Below are 23,861 nucleotides of genomic sequence, written 5' to 3'. Positions count from 1 at the left end.
GGAGACATCCCGATGCTTTCACCCCATCCGCACGGGATCAACGTCGCCGTCGTCGGGATCGGCAACTGCGCCAGTTCGCTGGCCCAGGGTATCGAGCACTACCGCCTCGGTGCCAACGAGACGATCGGCCTGATGCATTACGAGCTTGGGGGATATGGCCCGAGTGACATCCGCATGGTCGCGGCGTGGGATATCGATAAGCGCAAAGTCGGTCGCGATGTCGCCGATGCCGTCTTCGCCAAGCCCAATTGCACGACGGTCTTTTGCGAGACGATCACCCCGACCGGAGCGATCGTGAAGATGGGTCGCCTGCTGGACGGCGTGGCCGAGCACATGGCCGATTACCCCGACGACCGCACGTTCCTGATCGCCGACGAACCCGAAGCCACACAGGATGAGGTCATCGCTACGCTGCGCGAAAGCAAGGCCGACGTGCTGATGAATTATCTGCCGGTCGGATCGCAAAAGGCGACCGAGTTCTATGCCGAATGCGCGCTCAAGGCGGGCGTAGCCTTCGTCAACAACATCCCGGTGTTCATCGCCAGCGATCCCGAATGGGCACGTCGTTTCTCCGAAGCCGGCGTTCCGATCATTGGTGACGATATCAAGGCCCAGCTCGGCGCGACCATCACCCATCGCGTCCTCACCGACTTGTTCGCAAAGCGCGGCGTGAAGCTCGACCGCACCTACCAGCTCAACACTGGCGGCAACACCGACTTCCTCAACATGCTGGAGCGAAAACGCCTCGCCTCGAAGAAGGAATCGAAGACGGAAGCCGTGCAGTCGGTGGCTGCCGAACGGATCGAGGACGAGAACATACACGTCGGTCCATCGGATTACGTGGCCTGGCAGAACGACAACAAGGTCTGCTTCCTGCGCATGGAGGGCCGCATGTTCGGCGGCGTACCGGTGAACCTGGAAATGCGGCTTTCGGTCGAGGACAGCCCAAACTCCGCTGGCGTCGCGATCGACATGATCAGGTGCGCCAAGATCGCCAGCGAGCGCGGCCTCTCGGGCCCGATCGATCCCGCTTCGGCTTACTTCTGCAAGCACCCGCCAAAGCAGATGACGGACGACGAGGCCTTTAGCGCCCTGGAGACGTTCATCGGATGAACAGGCCCAGGGTCGGCGCTCTCTGGCCCGCGGCACCGGTTACCGAATTCACCGCCGTGAAAGCGATGTTGAACCGCATCCGCGAAAGTCTTCTTCCTGCTGCCTTCCTTTCCTCTGGTGATATGCCGATGATCAACGAATGTAATTTGATGACCGCGCCGAGTGGTCGCGCCTCGACCAACGTGGCTTGTGGCGCATGTGAAAGTCCGGTGCGTTCATGGCGATGATGCAAACTGCCGTCGTCACCGGGCCCCGCAGTCTCGAAATCATCGACGCCGCACTCCCATCACCTGACGCTGGTCAGGTCAGGATAAAGCTTGAAGGGTGCGGTGTGTGTGCCTCTAACGTCGAGCCGTGGCAGGGACAGCCGTGGAGCACTTATCCCGGTGAGGCCGGTGGCTTGGGCCACGAAGGCTGGGGCATCGTCGACATGGTGGGGACTGGTGTCACCGACGTCTCCGTCGGCGATCGTGTCGCCACGCTCACCGGCCACAGCTTCGCGCAGTATGACGTCGCCGGATCGGACAGCGTGGTGAAACTTCCCGATGAACTTGCGGGCAAGCCCTTCCCCGGCGAGCCTTTGGGCTGCGCCTTCAACATCTTTCGCCGCGCCGACATCCGGGCCGGACAAACCGTCGCTATCATCGGCATCGGTTTCCTTGGCGCGGTGCTGACCAAGCTTGCGACCGACGCCGGTGCGCGCGTGATCGCGGTGTCGCGACGCGCTTCGTCACTCGATCTTGCCCGCCACTACGGAGCGGCTGACACGATCGTCATGGACGATCACTGGCGCATCATCGAAAGCGTCAAGGCAATCACCGGTGAAGCCTTGTGTGAGCGTGTGATCGAGTGCGTCGGTTACCAATGGCCCTTGGATCTCGCGGGCGAACTCGTCGGTTTTGGCGGCAAGCTTGTGGTCGCAGGCTACCACCAGGATGGTCCGCGACAGGTCAACATGCAGATGTGGAACTGGAAGGGCATCGACGTGATCAATGCCCACGAGCGCGATCCGACAGTGCAGCTTCAGGGATTGCGGGACGCCGTGAACGCGGTCGCCAGCGGCCGCCTCGATCCTGCGCCGCTTTACACGCACACTTACCCGCTGGAACGGCTCGCCGAGGCGCTCGATGCCACCCGCGACAAGCCCGATGGCTTCGTCAAGGCACTGGTGATCATGGCATGAGCAAGCCGCGCATCGGTTTTCTGGGTACCGGCTGGATCGGGCGGCATCGCATGGAGGCGGCCCTCGCCACCGGGGCGATCGAAGCTGTCGCCATTTGCGACCCATCGCCACAATGCGCGGAGCAGGCGGCGCTGCTTGCCCCCGAGGCGGCGGTTGTCACCTCGCTGGAGGCCATGTTGCAACAACGGCTGGATGGGGTGGTGATCGCGACCCCAAGTGCTCTTCACGCAGCACAATCGATCGCTGCACTCGATCGAGGCGTGGCGGTATTCTGCCAGAAGCCGCTTGGGCGCAACGCTGCCGAAGCAGCCGCGGTGGTCGAGGCCGCTCGACGAGCGGACCGCTTGCTCTCGGTGGACTTCTCGTACCGTCATACCCGTGCGGCTCGGGCCATGGCCGAACAGGTGCGCTCGGGCGCGCTTGGCGATGTCTTCGCTGCCGACCTGATGTTCCACAATGCCTATGGCCCGGACAAGCCATGGTTCTACGACCGGGTTCAATCGGGCGGTGGCTGTGTGATGGACCTTGGCGTGCATCTGGTGGATCTGCTGCTGTGGCTGCTAGACTTTCCCGAAGTCGCGAGCGTGACGTCGTCGCTCTTGGCCGGGGGCAAACCGACCGGCGCCGATGCGGTCGAAGACTACGCCGTCGCGCAGATCACGTTAGCGAGCGGAGTGGTCGCTCGTCTTGCCTGCTCGTGGCGCCTTCAGGCCGGACAGGAAGCCGTCATAGAGGCCAGCCTCTATGGAACGAAGGCTGGCATTTCGCTCCGCAATATCGCAGGCAGCTTCTACGATTTCGAGACGCGCCGCTATAGCGGCACTACAAGCGAGACGCTGGTGACACCTCCCGACGACTGGGGTGGTCGCGCCGTCGCCGCATGGGCGGTACAACTGGCGCAAAGCAACAGGTTCGACCCGGACGCAGAGCGTCTGGTCGATGTAGCCAGGGTGCTGGACCGCATCTACGCCGCCTGATCCGACCGTGCGCTCAGCTGCGGAACACCACCGTGCGGGTTCCGTTCAGCAGCACCCGGTCGCCAAGATGCAGCCGCACAGCTTCGGCCAGAACGCGACGCTCGATATCGCGACCCTTGCGTACCATCTCGTCGGGCGTATCCGCATGGGTCACTGGCTCGACGTCCTGGTGGATGATCGGGCCTTCATCGAGATCGGCGGTCACATAATGCGCCGTCGCGCCGATCATCTTGACCCCTCGCGCATGCGCCTGGTGATATGGCTTGGCGCCCTTGAAGCCGGGCAGGAACGAATGGTGGATGTTGATGCAGCGGCCCGACAGGAACGCGGCCATCTCGTCCGATAGTATCTGCATGTAGCGCGCCAGCACGACCAGTTCGGCTCGCGTATCCTCGACGAGGGCGCGCACCTGCGCTTCCTGCGCGGGCTTGTCGTGCTTGGCGACTGGCAGGTGATGAAATGGGATGTCGCCGATCAACTGCGTGTTGATGGCCTCGCGCGGATGATTGGAGACGATGCCCACCACGTCCATCGCGATCTCACCGATGCGGTGGCGATAGAGCAGGTCAGCCAGACAGTGATCGAACTTGCTGACCATCAGCAGCACCCGGCGGGGTCGATCACGCCGCGACATCGACCAGGCCATGCCATATTCGTGGGCGATCGGGCCGAAGCCTTCGCGAATGTCCTCGTGATCGGTTTCGCCCGGATCGAAGGCGACCCGCATGAAGAACTTGTTTTCGGCCAAATCGTTGAATTGCTGCGCCTCGATGATGTTGCCGCCGGCCCGCGCCAGATAGCCGGTCACCCGGGCGACGATGCCGGGCCGATCCGCACAGGACAGCGCGAGGATCAGCGGTGCCATCAGGCAGCGGCCATGCGCATGCCCAGGGCCGTCTCGCACTCGCTCATCAGCGCCGTCAGGATTTCCGCCACAGGCTCTTCCTTCGTCACCATGCCGACCGACTGTCCGGCCATCAGCGATCCGTTCTCGACGTCACCGTCGATCACCGCACGCCGCAGGGCCCCCGCCCAATAATGCTCGATCTGCAACTGGGCCTCCATCATCGCCAGCTTGTCGTCATCGACCATCTTGGCGACCTCGATCTGCTTGGTGGTGAATGCTTCGGTGCCCTTGTTCTTCAAGGCGCGGACCGGAATGACGGGCAATCGCGCGTCTACCTGCACTGAAGCGATCGCATCGCGCGCCGATGCCCGGAAGAACGCCTTTTTGAACGCCGGATGGGCTATCGATTCGCTGGCACAGGCGAAGCGTGTGCCAAGCTGCACGCCCGCTGCGCCCATCTCGAGGTAACCGGCAATCGCCTCGCCGCGGCCGATACCGCCGGCAACGAAGACCAAGTGGTCGGCAGCCAAGCTCGGCAGGATCTCCTGCGCCAGCACCGAGGTGGAAACCGGACCGATGTGACCGCCGGCCTCCATGCCTTCAATCACCAGAGCATCCGCGCCGGAACGCAGCAGCTTCTTGCCCAGCGCCAGCGTTGGCGCGAAGCAAATGACCTTGGCGCCGTCGCCAGCCTTGATCGCCTCGACACTGCCCTTGGGCGGAATACCGCCGGCAAGCACGACATGGCCGATGCCATGACGGTTGCAGACCTCGATCAGGTCGAACAACTGGGGGTGCATGGTGATCAGGTTCACGCCGAAAGGCTTGGCGGTCAACGCCCTGGTAGCGGCGATCTCGGCATCGAGCAGCTCGGGCGTCATGGCGCCGCACGCGATCACCCCGAAGCCTCCGGCGTTGCTGATCGCGGAGACGAGCTTGCGCTCCGAGACCCACGACATGGCCCCACACATGATCGCGAATTCGCTGCCGAGAAATTTGGCGCCGCGTTCCATCAACGTTGCGCTTCTGCGATAGGCGGCCATGGCTGCTCCTGGACCCTCGGGATGAGCCCGCGATGGGAAGGAGCGCGCCTTAAGCCCCCAAGGCTTTTCGCACAAGGCCGCCGACACGTAGCACAACCGCCACAATGCCACGCTAGGATGCGGGAACAAAAGGCGCTTTTGCGCACTAAGCAGGTACCGGCGGAAGATCGGTTAAGTAGGAGAACCTCGAAATGGCCGCGCCGCTGTTACAACGCGATAGCGATATGGACGAGACGGTCCCTGCCAACGACGTTACGGATGGCGTTTCGACGCTTGCCTCCATCGACAAGCCCAAGGCTGCAAACGCGGCGATCGAGATCGCCGGCAGAGCGGCCTGGCTTGCGTGGCAGATCGATGCCGAAGAAGTAAATCTGGATGAAGCACGATACCAATTATCGGGTATTGGCGAGGATCTCGGGCGTTACAAAGAACGTCTGCCCGCCCACCTGATTTCCCGTGTGATGGCCGATTACAGCGCCGCGCGATCGGCATCGCAGAATAACGATCTAGCCGGTATGTCAGCCGCCACCAGGCAGATCCGGCTGACCATGGAGCAATTCCACAAGGCTACGCTCGGTTGAAATTCGGCTCCGGATAGGCCCACCGCCGTCCGGAGCATTTCGCTCAGCTCGCGGCGTCCATGCCGTACGCGGTATGCAGCACGCGAACGGCAAGCTCGGTCTCGTCCGAATCGATCAGCACCGATACCTTGATCTCACTGGTGGAGATCGCCTCGATGTTGATGCCGCGCTCTGCCAAGGTGCGGAACATGGTCGAAGCGACGCCGGCGTGACTGCGCATGCCGACGCCGACAACGCTGATCTTGGCCACCTGATCGTCTGCGATCAGGCGATAGTAGCCGATAGACTCTTGACGTTCTTCAAGCAGCGCCTGCGCACGCGCCAGGTCCGATATCGGCACGGTGAAAGTGACGTCGGTTTCGCCCTTCTCCTTGGCGACGTTCTGGATGATCATGTCGACGTTGATGTTGCCATCGGCAAGCGGGCCGAAGATCGCGGCCACTGCGCCCGGTCGATCGGAGACGCGGGTCAGGGTGATCTTGGCTTCGTTCTTGTCGGCGGCGATGCCGGTGATCAGCTGGCGTTCCATGTCGCTTCCTTCCAGTTCGGCGTTGGCCAGTTCTTCGTCGCTGACGATCAATGTGCCCGGCAGAGTATCGGCGGCCGGCGCGTCTTCGTCGATGAACGAGGAAAGCACCTGAACGCGCACCTTCTCCTTCATGGCAAGGCTGACCGAGCGGGTTTGCAGCACCTTCGAGCCGACCGAAGCCAGCTCGAGCATTTCCTCGTAAGTCACCAGCGGCAGCTTGCGCGCCCGCGCGACGATGCGTGGGTCGGTGGTATAGACGCCATCGACATCGGTGTAGATATCGCACCGGTCGGCCTTGATCGCCGCGGCGACGGCCACCGCCGACGTGTCCGAACCACCTCGACCCAGGGTCGTGATACGCCCTTCGGGCGAAACGCCCTGGAATCCGGGGATCACCGCGATCTCGCCTGCCGCCATCGATGCGAGCAGCGCCTCGGCATCGATGTTCTCGATCCGCGCCTTGGCGTGGGCATCGTCGGTGTGGATCGGCACTTGCCAGCCCAGCCAGGACCTCGCCTTGCAACCGATCGCCTGCAACGTGAGCGCCAGCAGGCCCGATGTCACCTGCTCGCCACTAGCGACGACGACATCGTATTCGGCGGGATCGTAAAGCGTGTTGGCTTCACGGCAGAAGTTCACCAGCCGGTCGGTCTCGCCCGCCATGGCCGACACCACCACCGCGACTTCGTGGCCCGCTGCCTGCTGGCGTTTGACGATACCCGCCACGCGCCGGATGCGCTCGGTGCCGGCCATCGAGGTGCCGCCGAATTTCATCACGATGCGAGCCACGTCTTCGATGCCCCTCTAGCGCGAGCCCGACTATGCGGGCAGGTGGATTCAAGTTCGGCGCGCTGTTAGGAGGTGCCCATGAACAATGCAACCACGGCTGACACCGCGATCTCCGCCACGATACGCCCTGCCGAAGCCGCGCACTTCGGTGCGCTGGCCGCGCAATGGTGGGATGCGAAGGGTTCTTCGGCCATGTTGCATCGGCTCAACCCGGTGCGGCTGGGCTTTATCAGGGCCGCCATCGACGACCATTTCGGAACCGATAGCCGGGCGCTGAAGCCATTGACGGGACGCCGCGCTCTCGACGTCGGTTGCGGTGCGGGCCTGCTTGCCGAACCACTCGCAAGGCTGGGCGCACACGTGACCGGGATCGACGCCGCAGCGGAAAATATCGCCGCTGCACGCAGCCATGCCGCCGCGATGGGCCTGGAGATCGACTATCGGGCGGGCGACATCGGCCATATCGCGCCAACCGGGTACGATCTGGTCTGCGCGATGGAAGTCATCGAGCACGTCGCCAACAAGGGAGCGTTCGTTTCCGCGCTTACGAACGCTGTCGCGCCGGGCGGATTGCTGGTGCTGTCCACTCCGAACCGCACCGCCAGATCGCGCATCCTGCTCGTCGAAGCTGCCGAGCGCCTGGGTCAGGTGCCGCGTGGAACGCACCATTGGGATGATTTCATCACGCCCGACGAGCTTGGCGAACTGCTCGCCGCAGCCGGGTTCACGATGGGCAAGCCCCGGGGCATTGCCTGGTCTCCGGTGAAGGGCCTGCACTTGAGCGACGACGCGGCACTCAACTACATTAGCATCGCATTGCGCAGCTGAAAGCGCGATTGCAGCCCATCCCGGTGATGGACGCAAAACGGCGCGATCAGAGCAGGACTTCACCCCAGGCCTGCGCATCGAAGCCGACCAGCAGTCCGCCGCGATGTTCGACGATCGGGCGTTTGATGCAGCTGGGATGCGCTGCCATGATCGCCACGGCCTTGCCTGCATCGAGATCGGTCTTCTCCGCTTCGGGCAGCGCCCTGAACGTCGTGCCGCGCCGGTTCAGAACGACTTCCCAGCCGGCCTGATCCACCCAGCCCGCCAGCCGCTCGGGATCGACGCCCTGTTTTTTGTAATCATGGAAATCGTACTGGATGCCGTGCTGATCCAACCAGCCGCGTGCCTTTTTCATCGTATCGCAGTTTGGAATGCCGAACAGAGTGACGCTCACGGATTTGCCCTTCGTATGGATCGCAACGCCTCTCGGCAGAGTAGTCGGCCAGAAGGCGGCGTACTACGGCAGCACCCCCCGCGTCCGCAATGATCGATGTCCCCCAGCGAACGTTCCATTCGCGCGATATCGCTGACAGGCGCGACCATGCCGAAGGGCGTGCCGACATCCGATGACGACGATGAAGTTGACCGTCCCTCCGAGCCCCGGCTGGACAAAGGCGCGATCTGGCGACAAGGGGGGGCGCATGAGCGTGAACAGCTTCGGCCGCCTGCTGCGTTTCACCACCTGGGGCGAGAGCCATGGGCCGGCTCTTGGTGCCGTCGTCGATGGCTGCCCTCCCGGTCTGGCGATCAGCGAGGCGGTGTTGCAGCCATTCCTGGATGCAAGACGCCCGGGGCAATCCAAATACACCACCCAGCGCCAGGAACCCGATCAGGTCCGCATCCTATCCGGCGTGTTCGACGGACGCACCACCGGTACGCCGATCTCGCTGATGATCGACAACGTCGATCAGCGTTCGAAGGATTACTCCGAGGTCGCGAAGGCCTATCGTCCCGGACACGCCGACTATGCCTACGATGCCAAATATGGCTTTCGCGACTATCGCGGCGGAGGGCGCAGTTCGGCGCGCGAAACGGCAGCGCGGGTGGCCGCCGGCGGCGTCGCCCGGCTGGTGATCCCCGAGGCAGCGATCCTTGCCTATGTGACCGAGATTGGTGGGGACGTGATCGATCGCGCCAACTTCGATCCGAGCGAAATCGGCAACAACCCTTTCTTTTGCCCCGATCCGCAGGCGGCGGAACGCTGGGCCGTTCAGCTCGAGGCCGTCCGCAAGTCTGGCTCCTCGATCGGCGCCGTGGTCGAATGTCTCGTCACCGGTGTTCCGGCGGGTTGGGGCGCGCCGCTTTACGGCAAGCTCGATGCCGACCTTGCTGCCGCGATGATGGGCATCAATGCGGTCAAGGGCGTGGAAATCGGCGACGGCTTTGTCGCGGCGCGTTTGTCGGGTGAACAGAACGCCGATCCGATGTACCCCGGCGATGGCGGGCCGGTCTTCGATGCCAATCATGCAGGCGGCATCGCCGGAGGCATCTCGACCGGGCAACCGATCGTCGTGCGTGTGGCGTTCAAGCCCACCAGCTCGATCCTGACCCCGCAACCCACCATCACACGTGATGGCGAGGCGACTCAGCTGATGACCAAGGGGCGGCACGATCCGTGCGTCGGCATTCGCGGCGTGCCTGTGGTCGAAGCGATGATGGCGCTGGTGCTGGCAGACCATAAGCTGCTGCATCGTGGGCAATGTGGCTGAACCAAAGCAACTTATCGCCGCAGTCACTCAATTCAGCGCTTGGTGATCGGGTTAGCCGATCAAGCCCATCGGACCTTTTGGCTACCAAGTGCGTCTTGCCGACCCTATCTCCGGTTCTCGACAGTTCAACCAACCAGGAGATAATCACCCATGGGTATCGTCGGTAGCACCATCAAGCCGTTCAAGAACACTGCCTTCCAGGCCGGCAAGGAGTTCTTCGACGTCACCGAGAAGGACATCGAGGGCAAGTGGGCGGTCTTCTTCTTCTATCCCGCGGACTTCACCTTCGTTTGCCCCACCGAGCTCGAAGACCTTGGTGAGCAGTATGCCACCCTGCAGGGTCTCGGCGTCGAGGTCTTCGGCGTCTCGACCGACACGCATTTCAGTCACAAGGCTTGGCATGACACGTCCGAGACCATCGGCAAGCTGACCTATGCGTTTCTCGGCGATCAGAACCATGCGCTGACCAACAACTTCGGCGTGCTGCGTGAAGGCGCCGGTCTTGCCGATCGCGCCACCTTCGTGGTCGATCCCGACGGCGTTATCCAGCTGGTCGAGATCACCCCAGAGGGCGTGGGCCGCAATGCCACCGAACTGGTGCGCAAGATCAAGGCTGCCAAATACTGGCGCGAGCATCCCGGTCAGGTTTGCCCGGCCAAGTGGGAAGAAGGCGGCGAGACGCTGGCTCCGTCTCTCGACCTCGTCGGCAAGATCTGACGATAATCCGCGCGGCCTGATGGCCGCGTAAGGTGCGGCTCCGTCGATCCCGGCCGTGGATCCGGAGCCGTCACCACCACTACTTTCATGGAGTTTTCGACCAATGCTCGACGCCACCTTGAAGCAACAGCTCTCGCAATATCTCGCAATGCTGCGCGAGCCGATCGAGCTCGTCGCCTCGCTGGGCGCCGACGCCAAGTCGACCGAGACGCGCGAGTTGCTGGAGACCATTTCCGGCTTGTCCGACAAGGTTACCGCCACCTACGACGGCGATGACGCGCGCCGGCCCAGTTTCATTATCCGCCGTGCGTCCGACGCATCGGTATGGGTGCGCTTTGCCGGCGTTCCCCTTGGCCACGAGTTCACCTCGCTTGTCCTGGCCTTGCTATGGACCGGCGGGCACCCTCCGAAGGTTTCCGACGAAACGCTGCAGGCCATCCGCGATCTCGAGGGCGATTTCGATTTCGAGATGTATTTCTCACTATCGTGCCACAACTGCCCCGACGTGGTGCAGGCCTTGACACTGATGGCGCTGTTCAACCCACGCGTGAATGCAACCCTGATCGAGGGCGGAACCTTCAAGCAGGAAGTCGATGAGCGCGGCGTGATGGCTGTGCCGGCCGTTTTCCTGAACGATCAGATGTGGGGTTCGGGCAAGATGAGCGTCGAGGAAATCCTCGCCAAGCTCGACACCGGTGCCGACGCCCGCGTCGCCGCCAAGCTTGCGGACAAGGATCCCTACGAAGTGCTGGTGATCGGCGGCGGTCCAGCAGGTGTAGCCTCCGCTATCTACACCGCGCGCAAGGGCTTCCGCACCGGCATCGCTGCCGAACGTTTCGGCGGCCAGGTGCAGGACACCATGGGCATCGAAAACTTCATTTCGGTTCCCTATACCGAAGGCCCCAAGCTGGCAGGGTCACTGGAACAGCACGTCAAGGAGTATGAGATCGACTCCATGAACCTGCTGCGCGCCGAAAGGCTCATTCCGGCGACCCGGTTGGGCGGAATGCATGAAGTGGTATTTGCCAACGGCGCTTCGCTGAAGGCGCGCTCGGTGATCCTCACCACCGGGGCACGTTGGCGCAACCTGGGCGTTCCCGGCGAGGCGGAATATCGCAACAAGGGCGTCGCCTACTGCCCGCATTGCGACGGCCCGCTGTTCAAGGGCAAGCGCGTCGCGGTGATCGGTGGTGGCAACTCGGGCGTCGAAGCGGCGATTGATCTGGCCAACATCGTCGGCCATGTGACGCTGGTCGAGTTCGACAGCAAGCTGCGCGCCGATCAGGTACTGGTGGACAAGCTGCGTTCAATGAAGAACGTCGACATCCTCGTTTCGGCACAGACCACGGAAGTGGAAGGTGACGGCGAGAAGGTCAACGCCCTCGTCTACAAGAACCGTGAGACCGGGACCGAGCACAAGGTGGAGTTGGAAGGTGTCTTCATCCAGATCGGTCTGGTGCCCAACACCGAGTTCCTCAAGGACTCGGGCCTCGAACTGACGCGCTTTGGCGAAGTCGTGATCGACGCGCACAACGCTACCAACCTGCCCGGCGTGTTCGCGGCGGGAGACGCCACCACGGTGCCGTTCAAGCAGATCATCATCGCCATGGGCGAAGGTTCGAAGGCCGCACTCAGCGCCTTTGACTACCTGATCCGCAACGAGCCCGTCGAGGAGATCGCGCAGGAGTTCCAGGAGGCCGTCGCAGCGGAGTAAGGCTTCGGGTCGCGCTGAAGGCATAGGCGGCGGTCGTTTGGGCCGCCGCCGACCTTGCGACTTCAAGGGTTGGCGGATGCCCGACACTCGTCCTGAACGGATGGGTTTACAGCAGCGTGGCCTTCAACGGGTTTTTTTTAACACCACGTACAGTGCGCCTTGTCCGCCGTGACGTCGATGCGCGCCACGGATCGCCGCGATCGAGCCCGCATGTTCGCTGGCACCCAGCCAATCGACGATCTTGGCGCGGATCGCCCCACGCGCGCTTCCGCGATCCGCCGCCTCGGTGGGGCGTGGCTTGCCGGTGACGATCAGAACGACTCGTGCGCCCATGGCGCGAGCCTGGCTCAGCCCGTGCATCAGCCGTCCATACGCCTGGTCCAGTCCCGAACCGTGCAGATCGAGGCTGAAATCGGGATCCAGCACGCCACGGGCGATCTTGCGCTCCCAGGATGAGTCCAGACCCAAATTGTCGTTGGGCTTGCGGATTAACGGCTTGGGGTGATCCGGCGGCACCAGCGATCTCGCGGACGAAGGCTTCGGCGTCTTGACCATCGGTTGCGATGGATTTGGCGGAGACGGAGGGTCTTGCGAGGGCACCGCCGAAATCCGACGCCGATCCAGTGGCGTGACGGTCACCGCCACCTTGCGCCACAGCGCTGCCTCATCGCTGGTAAGCCGGCGGGGCGGCCTCATCTGGCGCCCAGGCGCTCTAGCGCGCCCTTCGGCAGCAAAATGAACGCACGGCCATTGCCGCTCATGCCTCCGGCGATACGCCGGGCGTCATCGCCAGTCCCCCAGAACGTATCGAAGCGATTGGCCCCCTTGATCGCTCCGCCGGTGTCCTGAGCGATCCATAATCCGTTCGCCTCGGTTCGATCGAGATCAAGCCAGACCGGCGCGCCAAGTGGAACGAAGCGGGGATCGGCAGCCACCGAACTTTGCGCTCGAACCGGCACACCGAGCGCGCCAAGCGGCCCATCACCTTTCAGTTCACGAAAGAACACCCAACTACGGTTCTCGCGCATCAGCGCGCGGCCTTCGGCCGGGTTTGCGCGAATATACTGCATGATGCCCTGCATCGAGCCCGGGTATTGGCCTGGCCCCTCCCCGATGAGGCCACGCTCGCGCATCACCGCGCCGATCCCGGTATAAGGCAGGCCGTTCTGCCCGGCATAGCCGATTTGCATGACGCCGCCATCGGGCAGCCGCAGCCGACCGGACCCTTGCACCTGCAGGAAGAAGAACTCCACGGGATCGCGGACCCACGCGAGTTCCAGACCCTTGCCCGCCAAGGCACCATCATCGATCTGGCCACGGTCGAAGTACGGTTGGAACCGCCCAGCTTCGTCATAACGGCCCAACAGCATCTGTCCGTTGTCGACAGGCGCGGCATCGCCGGGCCTGGCTCTGATCAGGTCCGGCGGAACGGCATAGACCGGGGTGTCGTACCCCGCGATGTGCGTCCGCGACCCGGCAATCTCCGGCTCGAAGTATCCGGTCGCGAACGCGCGACCATCACCGACCTGAACCGCTTCGAAGTAGGTGGTGAAGAAATCCGCGGATTGCGCATAGGGCCAAGTCGCGAAGGCCGCACACGCGGCCTTCCAGTCGTCAGGTCGCGTCAGGCCGCTTTGATCCGTTCGCGTTGTCAGACGCGGGCAACTCTCGCGAAAGGACAGCAACGCGGCCGCCGCATCCGCCTGCCGTAGGCTCAGCGAGTCGATCGCGGGCCCTTCTCGCAGACCGAGTTGCAACGCGGTGTTTGCATTGGCGGCCGCCGGCTTCATAGCCCCGCGGGGCAATTCGCCCGGTTCCGGCACCAGACCGCCACAAGCGGCCAAGGCCGCCAGGAAAGCCGGGATCAGGACAAGACGAACCCCTCGTCGGAACCCCGCACTGGACGGCAAGATCAGCCCTCGTCAGTCTCGTCGAGCAGCCAGTCCGGATCGGCGGACGTTACGTTACGGCTGAACGTCCAGACGTCGATCGCTTCGATCGCATCGTCCAACGAACCGGCGATAACCGCCCCATCGCTGTTGCGGGTAACTGCAGCGATATCGCTACGAAAGCGAACGGTGATGCGCGCGACGTTACCATCCATCCCGGCGGCGGTAATCGACGTGTCCTCAATGCGGATCAGCCGGTTGTTAAGCGTCTCACCGGCTTCGGTACGCGCGTCGATTGCCCCAGCAAAAGCTTCGTAAACGTCGTCGTCGCAAAATTCGCGAAGCTCCGCCTTGTTGCCAGCCCAATATGCTTCGAGGATCATGCGATAGGCACCGCGCGCGCCGTCGAGAAACGCGACCGCATCGAAGCGGCGATCCGCGGAGGTTATGTCGCGCAGACCACGCTCGACCGCGGGCGGGTAAGCCGGCAGTTCACGCTGGCGAACATTGGTGTTGGCAGCGCCATTGGCGTTGTCATCGGACTTGGCGGGCGCGGCCACGCGTGGCGTGTTCGCGGCGCCACGGCGCGGATCGAGACGGCCGGCGATCGGCTCTTCCTCATGCTCGGCCCGACGGCCCAGCACGGAATAGAGCCGCAGACCCAAAAAGGCCGCGATCATGGCCAGGATTACGATTTCGACCGTCACGTCTAGCTAACCGTCCTTCCGTCACCACCGAGTGATCCGGCAGCATAAACCCAGATAGGTAAACTTTACAAATGAACAACGCGTGAGTTCCGCCTTAGGGAAGATTTCCCAGTCATGCGTGCGCGCGATGCCATACCGGATGTGCGTGCCATTGCCGCACGACGACGGCGATGCTAGGCGCGGCGTCATCGACACGGACATCAGAAAGCTTTGGTTAAATGGCCGACGAAGGCAACATCATCTCCGATCTCAACTTCGACAGCGACACCTTTGCCGAAGACACCGGCCCTGCCGCGGGCATCATCTCGCAGTACATCAAAGACCTGTCGGTCGAAAATCCCAACGCGCCGCAAAGCTTCCAGTGGCAGGATACACCGCAGATCGACGTGCAGTTCAACATCGGCGCCACGCCGGTGGAGGGTGAAGTGCATGAGGTCGAACTCAAGATCGTCGTCACCTCGCGCGCCGACGCAGGCGTCGCCTTCGCCATCGACTTGAGCTATTGCGCGCTCGTCGGCATGCGCAACCTGGCCGATGCCCAGGCTCACGCGTTTCTCTTCGCCGAAGCACCGCGCATCCTGTTCCCGTTCGCGCGCGCGATCATCTCCGAGGCCGTGCGTGATGCCGGCTATGCGCCGCTGATGCTTGAACCGATCGACTTCAACGGCCTCTACACCCAGCAGCTTTCCGCTCAACAGGGCGTCGGCGAACCTGCGGGGAATGCCTGATCGCGACACGCTGACGAGGCTTGCACAATGAGCCTCGTCCGCAATGTCGGCACGATCGGCGGGCTGACGGCAGTCAGCCGCGTGTTCGGCTTCGTTCGCGATATGCTGCTGGCCCGCGTACTTGGTGCCGGACTGGCCGCCGACGCCTTCCAACTGGCCTTCGTCCTGCCAAACACCTTTCGTCGGCTGTTTGCCGAAGGGGCTTTCTCGGTCGCGTTCGTACCCATGTACACGCGCGTTCTTGCCCGCGAGGGCGGGACTGCAGCCGCCGAACGCTTCGCCGCCGACGTGCTGGCAGTGTTCATCTGGGTTCTGCTGGCCTTTTCGGCGCTGGCGATGCTGGCCATGCCGGCCATTGTCTGGGCGCTCGCGGCCGAATACCAGGAGATCCCGGGCAAGTTCGAACTGGCCGTCGCGTTGAGCCGGGTGACGTTTCCCTATCTCGCCTTCGTCAGCCTGGTCGCGATGCTGTCGGGCATCCTCAACGCGCACGCACGCTTCGCTCCGGGTGCGTTCGTACCGGTCCTGCTCAACCTCGTGTTGATCGCCGGGGTCGTGGTCGGAGCCATGCTACGTGACGCAGGGGGCGACGACGTGTCCGTCGCCTGGTCGATCGCAGTGGCAGTCGGTGGCGCCGGCGTCGCCCAACTGGGCTACATGGCCTGGGCCACCCGCAAAGCCGGCGTGCGCATCCGGATCACCTATCCGCGACTGACTCCCGACGTGAAGCGCCTGGGGCGTCTCATCCTGCCGGCGACGTTCGGGGCGGGGATCTACCAGATCAGCCAGTTCGTCGACACCTTCTTTGCCACATCGCTGGCGCAAGGTTCGCTGACGCTGTTGAAATATGCCGATCGCCTAAATCAGATGCCGCTGGGCATCGTCGGTATCGCGCTGGGCACCGCGATCCTCCCCATGCTGGCGCGCCACATTCAAGCCGACGATCATGCCGGCGCCCAGAAGCTACAGGCCAATGCCGTCGAGATGTCGACCCTGTTGACCCTGCCGGCAGCCGCCGCACTGTCAGTCTGCGCCCCGGCATTCGTCACGGCATTCTTCGTCGGTGGGAAGATGACGCAGATCCAGGGAGAAGTCATGGCGCAGATCGTCGCGGCCCTGGTTTGCGGCCTGCCCGCCTATGTCCTGGTCAAGGTGTTCCAGCCGGCGTTCTTCAGCCGCGAAGACACCCGCACGCCGGTCTGGATCGCCGTCGCCTCGCTCGTCATCAACATCGCGATCAATATCGCCATTGTGCCGCGCTATGGCATCGTCGGGCTGGCTGGTGCCACCGCCTTCACCGCCAGTCTCAACGTGGTGACGCTTTACGCCGTGTTGCATGCACGCGGATGGTTCCGGTTGTCCTGGCCGCTGATCTCCCGCGTGATCCGTCAGTTTGCCGCGACAGGGGTGATGGCACTCGCGCTGTGGGCGCTCGTGCCGCTGCTGGCCGATCACTACGGCGGCACCGCCATCGAGCGGGTGGGATCGCTGTCGCTGCTGGTCGGGAGCGGCTCGGTCGTTTTCTTCGCCGTGGCATGGCTCGTCGGCGCGCTCGACAAGGGGCACTTCGCACAGCTACGGGGACGTAAATCGGCTGTACGGCCGGTCGATCAACCCGAATAGGTTCACGAATATGCGTATCGTTTCCGGCATCCAGCCAACCGGCAATCTGCACTTGGGCAATTACCTCGGCGCGATTCGCAACTGGGTGCGGATGCAGGACGAGGTTGCCGCCAGCGGTGGCCAGTGCCTCTATTTCCTGGCCGACCTGCACGCGATCTCCATGCCGCAAGTGCCGACCGAGCTGGCCGCCAACACGCGCGAGATGGTGGCGGCTCTGGTCGCCTGCGGGATCGATCCCGAACGTTCGATCCTGTTCAACCAGGCGCAGGTGCCGCAGCACGCAGAACTGCAGTGGTTGCTGAACGGAACCGCCCGGATGGGTTGGCTGAACCGGATGACGCAATGGAAGGACAAGGCGGGCAAGAACCGCGAAGGCGCCTCGGTGGCGCTGTTCACCTACCCCGTGCTGCAGGCGGCCGACGTGTTGCTGTATCAGGCGACGCATGTGCCGGTCGGTGACGATCAGAAGCAGCACCTCGAACTCGCCCGCGACATCGCTCAGAAATTCAACAACGATTTTGCATCAGAGGATGCGCCGGTGTTTACGTTGCCGGAACCGTTCATTCCACCGGAAGCCGCTCGCATCATGTCCCTGCGTGATGGTTCGGCCAAGATGAGCAAGTCCGATCCCTCGGACATGAGCCGCATCAATCTGACCGACGATGCCGACACCATCATGCAAAAGGTGAAGAAGGCCAAGACCGATCCCGAGCCCATGCCCACCGACAAGGCCGGGCTGGAAGGTCGGCCCGAAGCCAAGAACCTCGTCGGCATCTATGCCGCGATGGCGGGCACGACCATCGAGGACGTGCTCACCCGCTTCGGCGGTGAAGGGTTCGGCAAGTTCAAGCCGGCGCTCGGCGAATTGCTGATCGAAAAGCTGGCCCCGATCAACGCGCGTTTCGTGGCGCTGCGGCAGGATCAGGGTTCGCTCGACGCCATTCTCAAGGCCGGTTCTGCAAAGGCGCGCGATCTTGCCGTCCCCACGCTGAACGCGACGTATGCGGCGCTCGGCCTCGTACGGGGCTGATCGAAAGACCAGCTATGGGCCTAGGAGCGATGCGCGGCGCGACGCCCAAGGTTCCGCCAAGGCACGAACGATCCCCAAGGCATCAAGGCTTGCCCGATCATGCCGGTGGTCGCCGGCGATCAGCAGTCCGAACACCCGTGCGACGGTCCAGTCCGGATATGCCCGATCGACGAGGTCCAAGGTATCTCCCGCTGCGACATCCCCTTCCTCGATCACGCGATAGTACCAGCCCGAACGGCGCGACTTGATCATGTTGGCCATGACGGCGGCGCCAGCGAAGCGATGATCGAGTTTCCAGCAAGGCTGGCGCCCCTGGCTGACTTCGACGAGCGCCGAGCCCAGACGCCAGCGGTCCCCGATGCAGACTTGCGTCTCGTCGAGATCTGCGGTGGCGACGTTTTCACCGAATGCCGCTGATCTGGTAGCGGGCAGATCCTCGCCCAGGATCCCGCGCCACCACGCGTAATGCTCTTTCGGATAGTGATGGATGGCCTTGTCGGGCCCGCCATGCACGCGCAGATCGGCTTGCTCGTCTCCTTCGATGCCAAGCTTGGTCACCCGGATACGCCCGGTCAGCGGCTGTTTGCTGATCGCGCTGCGTTCCTCGCCCCGGAACGGTACGGCCTTTCCACCATTGATCGTAAGAATCCTGCTCGTCATCGCCCGACCTCCTCCCTACATCCTATCATACGGCGGCACGGCAGGAACGAGCGAGTACCAGATATCGTGATTCTCTATCCAGTTTGTCGCACAAGTAGCTCTATTCAACCGGTATTCAGGCGTCTCAACGCATGATTCGCATCATTTCGGATGGACCACGCCGGGAGGGGCGTAACGGACCAATCGATTCATGGAGAATATAAGCATGACCATGAAAGCCAACAGCCACTTCGGTCGACTTCGCGTCGCCGCCGCAGTGGTTTTGCTGGCGGCTCTTGCGGCGTGTACGTCGACCTTCCGGGCCGACGTATCGCGGTTCCAGTCCCAGCTTCCCGCTCCTGCGGGGCAGACGTTTGCCGTCGTCGCCGATGATCCGTCGATGGCCGGCGGTATAGAGTTCGGCCAGTATGCGCGTCTGGTGGAAGCGCGCCTGGCACAGCAAGGCTACACGCCCGCAGCCTCGCCTGAACAGGCCCAGTTGCTCGTCCACTTCGATTACGGCGTCGACAAGGGTCGTGAGCGCGTGCGTTCCACCGGCTTTGGCGGCGGGTACGGCGGCTGGGGTCCCTGGTACGGTGGCGGCTTCGGCTACGGCGGTTTCGGCCGTGGCGGGTTCGGACGCTACGGCGGCTGGGGCGGTCCCTGGCGCTATGGCTGGTACGATCCGTTCTTCGACAACGGCGTCGAAAGCTACACCATCTACACCAGCGGCATATCGATGAAGATCGATCGCCGGGCGGACGGTAAGCGGCTGTTCGAAGGCAAGGCCGAGGCGGTTTCCACCTCTAACAACCTGCCCTATCTGGTTCCGAACCTGGTCGAAGCCATGTTCACCAACTTTCCCGGGAACTCGGGGGAGACCATGCGCATTACCGTGGCGCCAGAGAAGACAAAGCGAGCCAACTAGCTCCCGTCAGGGGGAGACCACCGAGGGGCGGGTCCGTCGAAAGGCGGGTCCGCCCTTTTGGTTTGGGGCTGGGTCACGGTCGTCCGCCCCTAGCGGGCCGGTCACAAGGCTTCAGGAGCGACCGCATTCGGATGCCGCGTGCCAAGATTAGTTGCCCAGTGAGACTACGCCGCCCGTGGAGCCAAAGCCACCTTCACCCCGATCGGTACGGTCGAGCTCGTCGACCTTGAGCCATGAGGCGCGCGTAACCGGCGCCAGCACCAATTGCGCCACCCGATCGCCGCGTCGCACCTCGAACGGTTCGGTCCCGTGATTGATCAGGATCACCTTCAACTCGCCGCGATAATCAGAATCGATGGTTCCCGGCGTATTCGGCACGGTGATGCCATGCTTCAGCGCCAACCCTGAGCGTGGTCGGACCTGGATCTCGAAGCCAGCCGGGATCGCGAAAGCCAGGCCTGTCGCGACCGCATGACGCGCACCCGGAGCCAGCGTCACGTCCTCGGCTGCGAGCACATCCATCCCGGCCGCACCTTGCGTGGCGTATCCGGGCAGTTCCAGTCCGTCGAAGTGCGCGAGCCGCTTCACCGGAACGGCGACGCTTTCAACCGAGTGCATCGGCAATCCTTTCGACGAGGATGCGGGCTACGTCCTCCTTGGGCATTTCAGGCAGGCTGACGACGTCATTTTCGCGCACGATGTGCACCGCATTGACGTCTCCGCCCATCACGTCACCCGACACGTCGTTGGCGATGATCCAGTCGACTTGCTTGCGGGCGCGCTTCTCTTGCGCATGGCGCAGCACGTCATGCGTTTCAGCGGCGAAGCCGATCAGCAAGCGCGGACGCCGGGCGCTGGCTGCAAGGGTCGCCAATATGTCCGGGTTCTCGGCCAGTTCGAGCGGGGGCGGAGTGCTGCCATCCTTCTTGATCTTGCTGGTGACCGAAGTGGCTGCCCTCCAGTCGGCGACCGCGGCCACCATCACCGCGACATCGGCGGGAAGCGCCTGCTCGACCGCATCCGCCATCTCGCGCGCTGTCTCGACGTCGATCCGGTCGACACCCGATGGTGTCGGCAGATGAACCGGCCCTGCCACGAGCGTGACCCGCGCACCGGCCGCAGCCGCGGCGGCAGCGATCGCAAAGCCCTGTTTGCCCGACGAGCGATTGGCGATGTAGCGCACCGGGTCGATAGGCTCATGGGTCGGACCGGCGGTGACCAGAACATGACGGCCGTGCAGCGCACGATGCGGTGCTGCATCGAAATCAGGCTGGCCGCTCAGCGGATCACCACCAAGCTGCTGGCTTATGCGCTGCCAGATCACCGACGGTTCGGGAAGCCGACCGGGCCCGAACTCGCCGCATGCCATCGGTCCTTCGTCCGGCGCGATGACGTTGACACCCGAGGCGCGCAATGTCGCCACGTTGCGAACGGTGGCCGGGTGTTGCCACATCCGCACGTTCATGGCCGGCACCGCCATCACCGGCTTATCGGTCGCCAGCAGCAGGGTGGTCGCCAGATCATCCGCCATTCCAGCGGCCATCTTCGCGAGAAGATCGGCGGTAGCGGGGCAAACCACCACCAGATCCGCCTGACGCGACAGCTGGATATGACCCATCTCGGTCTCGTTCTTGAGATCCCAGAGGGTTGTATAGACCTCGTTTTCCGAGAGCGCGGCAAGCGTCATCGGTGTCACGAAATGGCTGCCGCCCTCGGTCAGGACGCAAGTGACCTGACCGCCCTCCTTGCGGATCAAGCGTACGAGTTCGCAAGCCTTGTAGGCGGCGATCCCGCCACCCACCACGAGCAGGATGCGCCAAGGGGATTGATGTCCGGACATGCCGAGGCTTGTGCAACAGGGTCGAACGCGAGGCAATGGCCTTGGCCGGCTCGAGACGTCCAGGCGCTCCAGCGCAGTCGCGCCACTACGACTAGACTAGCTCAGCAGCCCCGATAGCGACAGCATCCATACCGCCACTCCCCCGCCCGCAGCGGCAAACACGTATCCCAGCCAAGTGTTGGCATGGCGTTTACGCGACCAGATCAGTTCGATGGGCGGCAGCGGCGCTTGTTCGGGTGCACCGCCCTTCGGCGGATACTTGTCCTCGATCCGGCGCACGAGCGCGGGGATGCGCAGCAGCGTATCGACGTCGGTGCGCAGGCGCTCGGCGATGAACGCCTCCGGGCCAAGCTCGTCGCGGATCCAGCCGCGCACGAACGGCGCCGCGACATCCCACATGTTGATGCCCGGATCCAACGAGGTCGCCAGGCCTTCGACCATCACCATCGTCTTTTGCAGCAGCAGAAGGTGCGGCTGGGTCTGCATGTCAAAATCGCGGGTTATCGCGAACAGGCCGTCGAGCATCTGGCCGACGGACAGCTCGCTGACCGGCTTGCCACGCATCGGCTCACCCACCGCGCGCAGGGCCGTCGCGAACTCGTCGACCGAGTGGTACGACGGTACGTACTGCGCTTCGAAGTGGATCTCGGCGACGCGACGATAGTTGCCGGTGGTCAGGCCATAGAGGATTTCGGCCAGCCACTGCCGCGCCTGGCGATCGATCCGGCCCATAATGCCGAAATCGATCGCGACGATGGTACCGGCAGGATCGCCACCGCTGGGCTGAACGAACAGATTGCCCTGGTGCATGTCGGCATGGAAATAGCCGGCATTGATAGCCTGCGTCAGGAAGGCAAGGACCAGGCGCTGCGCCAGTAGCGGCATGTCGATGCCCGCCGCGCGCAGGGCATCGTGGTTGCTGATCTTGATGCCGTCGATCCACTCGCTGGTCATCACCTTGCCATTGGTGCGGTCCCAGTCGAGATGGGGGACGCGATATCCTTCGTAGCCCTTCATCGCATCGGACAGTTCCGATGCCGACGCCGCCTCGCGCCGCAGGTCGAGCTCGCGCAAGGTCCACCGCTTCAGATTGGCGATGACCGCCCTGGGGCGCAGGCGCGAAGCCTCACCACCCAACGCCTCGAGGTGCGCGGCGGCCCACTCATAGGTTTCGATGTCCTGCGAAAACCGCTCGCGTACGCCGGGGCGCAACACCTTGACCGCGACTGTCTGCCCATCCGCGGTGGTCGCGCGATAGACTTGCGCGATCGAGGCCGATCCGATCGGCTGGGGATCGATACTGGCGAACAGCTTCTCGACAGGCGCGCCAAAGCTGTCCTCGATCTCGCGGCGGACCAGATCGAACGCGAGTGGCGGCAAGGCGTCCTGCAACGTCAACAGGTTGCGCGCAGGCTCCTCCCCGACGATATCGGGCCGGGTAGCAAGTGTCTGACCCAGCTTGATCGCCGCCGGACCTATCTCCTGAAAAGCGCGCGCGTAGTCCGGAACCTTGGGCTGAACGGTGCCGAACCGCGCGACCCGACACAGGCGGCGGACCGGGGCGGGCGTGTTGCGTCCTTCCTCGATGATGCGCAAGGCACCATGGCGCGCGAGCACGCGGCCCCACTTGAGCAGACGCAAGATGTGCGTGACAGAGCCGGTCATGCGGGTACCGGGCCTTTGCTGCGATGAGGCGGCAAGATGCTCAGGCTTTCCATCCCGAGTGGATCGCGACCAGTCCGCCCATGATCGGTTCGACCTTGGTCTGGGTAAAGCCGGCTTCGCGGATCATGCGCTGAAACTCGGGCATCTTGGGAAACTTGCGGATCGATTCGACGAGGTATTTGTAGGAATCGGCATCCCCCGCGATCGCCTGGCCGAGCTTGGGCACGACCTTGTGCGAATAGGCGTCATAGACTTCCTTGAACCCCGGCCACTCGACGGTCGAGAACTCCAGGCAGAAGAATCGCCCGCCATAGCGCAACACGCGGTGGGCTTCGGCGAGCGCCTGGTCGATGCGGGTCACGTTGCGGATGCCGAAGGCGATCGTGTATGCATCGAAGAACCTGTCCCCGAACGAGAGCTCCTCGGCGTTCTGGCACGACCACACCAGGCCATCGATGCCGCGCTCCATCGCGCGCTCGACGCCTACGTCGAGCATGTCCTGGTTGATGTCGCTGACGGTGACGCTCGCACCCTTGGCCGCCATGCGAAAGGCGATGTCGCCGGTGCCGCCCGCCATATCGAGGATCGTCTCGCCGGGACGTGGCTTCACCCGGCGAACGAAACGATCTTTCCACAAGCGGTGCATGCCGCCTGACATGGCATCGTTCATCACGTCGTACTTGCGCGCGACATTGGAGAACACGGCGCCTACGCGCGTGGTCTTCTCCTCGGGGCTGACCTCTTCATAGCCGAAGGACACGGTATCGTTCATGCCGCCTGCC

At 63.5% G+C, this 23,861-nt stretch carries 24 protein-coding genes; 12 read left to right on the top strand and 12 right to left on the bottom strand.

Annotated features, from left to right (window positions below; genetic code table 11):
• The first annotated feature begins 12 nt into the window (after nt 1-12).
• From ACXJ1Z_RS12060 to ACXJ1Z_RS12050, 3 genes are all read left to right on the top strand, one after another.
• Nucleotides 13-1,113, top strand: coding sequence for an inositol-3-phosphate synthase (locus ACXJ1Z_RS12060; protein WP_463776931.1), 1,101 nt, complete (start codon nt 13-15; stop codon nt 1,111-1,113).
• Between the two features lie 217 nt (nt 1,114-1,330).
• Entirely contained in the window at nt 1,331-2,296 is a 966-nt protein-coding gene (locus ACXJ1Z_RS12055; RefSeq protein ID WP_463776930.1) for an MDR/zinc-dependent alcohol dehydrogenase-like family protein, read from the top strand.
• A complete protein-coding gene (locus tag ACXJ1Z_RS12050) occupies nt 2,293-3,273 on the top strand; it encodes a Gfo/Idh/MocA family protein (protein WP_463776929.1) in 981 nt (326 codons plus the stop codon). The genes ACXJ1Z_RS12055 and ACXJ1Z_RS12050 overlap by 4 nt, the downstream gene beginning before the upstream one ends.
• A 13-nt stretch (nt 3,274-3,286) precedes the next feature.
• Here the strand turns inward: ACXJ1Z_RS12050 and purU are convergent, their stop codons facing one another.
• Nucleotides 3,287-4,141 carry a formyltetrahydrofolate deformylase gene (purU, locus tag ACXJ1Z_RS12045; protein ID WP_463781239.1) on the bottom strand — a complete coding sequence of 285 codons (855 nt, stop codon included), beginning with the start codon at nt 4,139-4,141 and terminating at the stop codon, nt 3,287-3,289.
• Entirely contained in the window at nt 4,138-5,163 is a 1,026-nt protein-coding gene (locus ACXJ1Z_RS12040) for an NAD(P)H-dependent flavin oxidoreductase (protein WP_463776927.1), read from the bottom strand. The genes purU and ACXJ1Z_RS12040 overlap by 4 nt, the downstream gene beginning before the upstream one ends.
• 191 nt (nt 5,164-5,354) lie before the next feature.
• On the opposite strand from ACXJ1Z_RS12040, the gene ACXJ1Z_RS12035 reads away from it, so the two are divergent.
• Entirely contained in the window at nt 5,355-5,744 is a 390-nt protein-coding gene (locus ACXJ1Z_RS12035) for a hypothetical protein (RefSeq protein ID WP_463776925.1), read from the top strand.
• Nucleotides 5,745-5,787: 43 nt separating this feature from the next.
• Here ACXJ1Z_RS12035 and ACXJ1Z_RS12030 read toward each other — a convergent pair whose 3' ends face one another.
• The gene (locus ACXJ1Z_RS12030) at nt 5,788-7,062 is read right to left on the bottom strand and encodes an aspartate kinase (RefSeq protein WP_463776924.1); all 1,275 of its coding nucleotides are present in this window, start codon (nt 7,060-7,062) and stop codon (nt 5,788-5,790) included.
• A 78-nt stretch (nt 7,063-7,140) separates the two neighbouring features.
• On the opposite strand from ACXJ1Z_RS12030, the gene ubiG reads away from it, so the two are divergent.
• On the top strand, nt 7,141-7,890 hold the full coding sequence (ubiG, locus tag ACXJ1Z_RS12025) for a bifunctional 2-polyprenyl-6-hydroxyphenol methylase/3-demethylubiquinol 3-O-methyltransferase UbiG (RefSeq protein WP_463776922.1): 750 nt from the start codon (nt 7,141-7,143) through the stop codon (nt 7,888-7,890).
• 46 nt (nt 7,891-7,936) lie between these two features.
• Here the strand turns inward: ubiG and ACXJ1Z_RS12020 are convergent, their stop codons facing one another.
• Nucleotides 7,937-8,284, bottom strand: coding sequence for an arsenate reductase (locus ACXJ1Z_RS12020; RefSeq protein ID WP_463776921.1), 348 nt, complete (start codon nt 8,282-8,284; stop codon nt 7,937-7,939).
• A gap of 247 nt (nt 8,285-8,531) precedes the next feature.
• Here ACXJ1Z_RS12020 and aroC point away from each other — a divergent pair, with 247 nt between their 5' ends.
• The 3 genes from aroC to ahpF all read left to right on the top strand — a co-directional run bounded on the left by aroC (nt 8,532) and on the right by ahpF (nt 12,030).
• Nucleotides 8,532-9,599 (top strand): chorismate synthase, encoded by a 1,068-nt coding sequence (gene aroC, locus ACXJ1Z_RS12015; protein WP_463776919.1) that lies wholly within the window; start codon nt 8,532-8,534, stop codon nt 9,597-9,599.
• A 150-nt stretch (nt 9,600-9,749) separates the two neighbouring features.
• Nucleotides 9,750-10,316 carry an alkyl hydroperoxide reductase subunit C gene (gene ahpC / locus ACXJ1Z_RS12010; protein ID WP_463776917.1) on the top strand — a complete coding sequence of 189 codons (567 nt, stop codon included), beginning with the start codon at nt 9,750-9,752 and terminating at the stop codon, nt 10,314-10,316.
• A gap of 103 nt (nt 10,317-10,419) precedes the next feature.
• Complete coding sequence (gene ahpF, locus ACXJ1Z_RS12005) at nt 10,420-12,030, top strand: alkyl hydroperoxide reductase subunit F (protein WP_463776915.1); 1,611 nt, start codon at nt 10,420-10,422, stop codon at nt 12,028-12,030.
• Between the two features lie 123 nt (nt 12,031-12,153).
• Here ahpF and ACXJ1Z_RS12000 read toward each other — a convergent pair whose 3' ends face one another.
• The 3 genes from ACXJ1Z_RS12000 to ACXJ1Z_RS11990 all read right to left on the bottom strand — a co-directional run bounded on the left by ACXJ1Z_RS12000 (nt 12,154) and on the right by ACXJ1Z_RS11990 (nt 14,626).
• A complete protein-coding gene (locus ACXJ1Z_RS12000; RefSeq protein ID WP_463776913.1) occupies nt 12,154-12,585 on the bottom strand; it encodes a Smr/MutS family protein in 432 nt (143 codons plus the stop codon).
• 137 nt (nt 12,586-12,722) lie between these two features.
• Entirely contained in the window at nt 12,723-13,898 is a 1,176-nt protein-coding gene (mltA, locus tag ACXJ1Z_RS11995; protein WP_463781238.1) for a murein transglycosylase A, read from the bottom strand.
• A 44-nt stretch (nt 13,899-13,942) separates the two neighbouring features.
• Nucleotides 13,943-14,626, bottom strand: a complete 684-nt coding sequence (locus ACXJ1Z_RS11990) for a Tim44/TimA family putative adaptor protein (protein WP_463776911.1) — start codon at nt 14,624-14,626, stop codon at nt 13,943-13,945.
• 218 nt (nt 14,627-14,844) lie between these two features.
• On the opposite strand from ACXJ1Z_RS11990, the gene secB reads away from it, so the two are divergent.
• The 3 genes from secB to trpS are packed head-to-tail and all read left to right on the top strand — an operon-like array spanning nt 14,845 to nt 18,007.
• On the top strand, nt 14,845-15,354 hold the full coding sequence (gene secB / locus ACXJ1Z_RS11985; protein ID WP_463776909.1) for a protein-export chaperone SecB: 510 nt from the start codon (nt 14,845-14,847) through the stop codon (nt 15,352-15,354).
• A gap of 27 nt (nt 15,355-15,381) precedes the next feature.
• Nucleotides 15,382-16,977 carry a murein biosynthesis integral membrane protein MurJ gene (gene murJ, locus ACXJ1Z_RS11980; RefSeq protein WP_463776908.1) on the top strand — a complete coding sequence of 532 codons (1,596 nt, stop codon included), beginning with the start codon at nt 15,382-15,384 and terminating at the stop codon, nt 16,975-16,977.
• Nucleotides 16,978-16,987: 10 nt separating this feature from the next.
• Complete coding sequence (gene trpS, locus ACXJ1Z_RS11975; protein ID WP_463776906.1) at nt 16,988-18,007, top strand: tryptophan--tRNA ligase; 1,020 nt, start codon at nt 16,988-16,990, stop codon at nt 18,005-18,007.
• A 12-nt stretch (nt 18,008-18,019) separates the two neighbouring features.
• Here the strand turns inward: trpS and ACXJ1Z_RS11970 are convergent, their stop codons facing one another.
• Complete coding sequence (locus tag ACXJ1Z_RS11970; protein WP_463776904.1) at nt 18,020-18,667, bottom strand: MOSC domain-containing protein; 648 nt, start codon at nt 18,665-18,667, stop codon at nt 18,020-18,022.
• A gap of 205 nt (nt 18,668-18,872) precedes the next feature.
• Here ACXJ1Z_RS11970 and ACXJ1Z_RS11965 point away from each other — a divergent pair, with 205 nt between their 5' ends.
• Complete coding sequence (locus ACXJ1Z_RS11965; protein WP_463776903.1) at nt 18,873-19,574, top strand: DUF4136 domain-containing protein; 702 nt, start codon at nt 18,873-18,875, stop codon at nt 19,572-19,574.
• Between the two features lie 147 nt (nt 19,575-19,721).
• Here the strand turns inward: ACXJ1Z_RS11965 and dut are convergent, their stop codons facing one another.
• The 4 genes from dut to ACXJ1Z_RS11945 all read right to left on the bottom strand — a co-directional run bounded on the left by dut (nt 19,722) and on the right by ACXJ1Z_RS11945 (nt 23,851).
• Nucleotides 19,722-20,192, bottom strand: a complete 471-nt coding sequence (dut, locus tag ACXJ1Z_RS11960; protein ID WP_463776901.1) for a dUTP diphosphatase — start codon at nt 20,190-20,192, stop codon at nt 19,722-19,724.
• On the bottom strand, nt 20,179-21,414 hold the full coding sequence (gene coaBC / locus ACXJ1Z_RS11955) for a bifunctional phosphopantothenoylcysteine decarboxylase/phosphopantothenate--cysteine ligase CoaBC (protein WP_463776900.1): 1,236 nt from the start codon (nt 21,412-21,414) through the stop codon (nt 20,179-20,181). Before coaBC ends, dut begins: the two co-directional genes overlap by 14 nt.
• Before the next feature lie 96 nt (nt 21,415-21,510).
• Complete coding sequence (gene ubiB / locus ACXJ1Z_RS11950) at nt 21,511-23,079, bottom strand: 2-polyprenylphenol 6-hydroxylase (protein WP_463776899.1); 1,569 nt, start codon at nt 23,077-23,079, stop codon at nt 21,511-21,513.
• A 40-nt stretch (nt 23,080-23,119) separates the two neighbouring features.
• Nucleotides 23,120-23,851 carry a class I SAM-dependent methyltransferase gene (locus ACXJ1Z_RS11945; protein WP_463776898.1) on the bottom strand — a complete coding sequence of 244 codons (732 nt, stop codon included), beginning with the start codon at nt 23,849-23,851 and terminating at the stop codon, nt 23,120-23,122.
• Nucleotides 23,852-23,861 lie beyond the last annotated feature (10 nt).

This window comes from Novosphingobium sp. TK46 (assembly GCF_055361525.1).
This window is presented reverse-complemented; position numbering and strand designations above follow the sequence as displayed.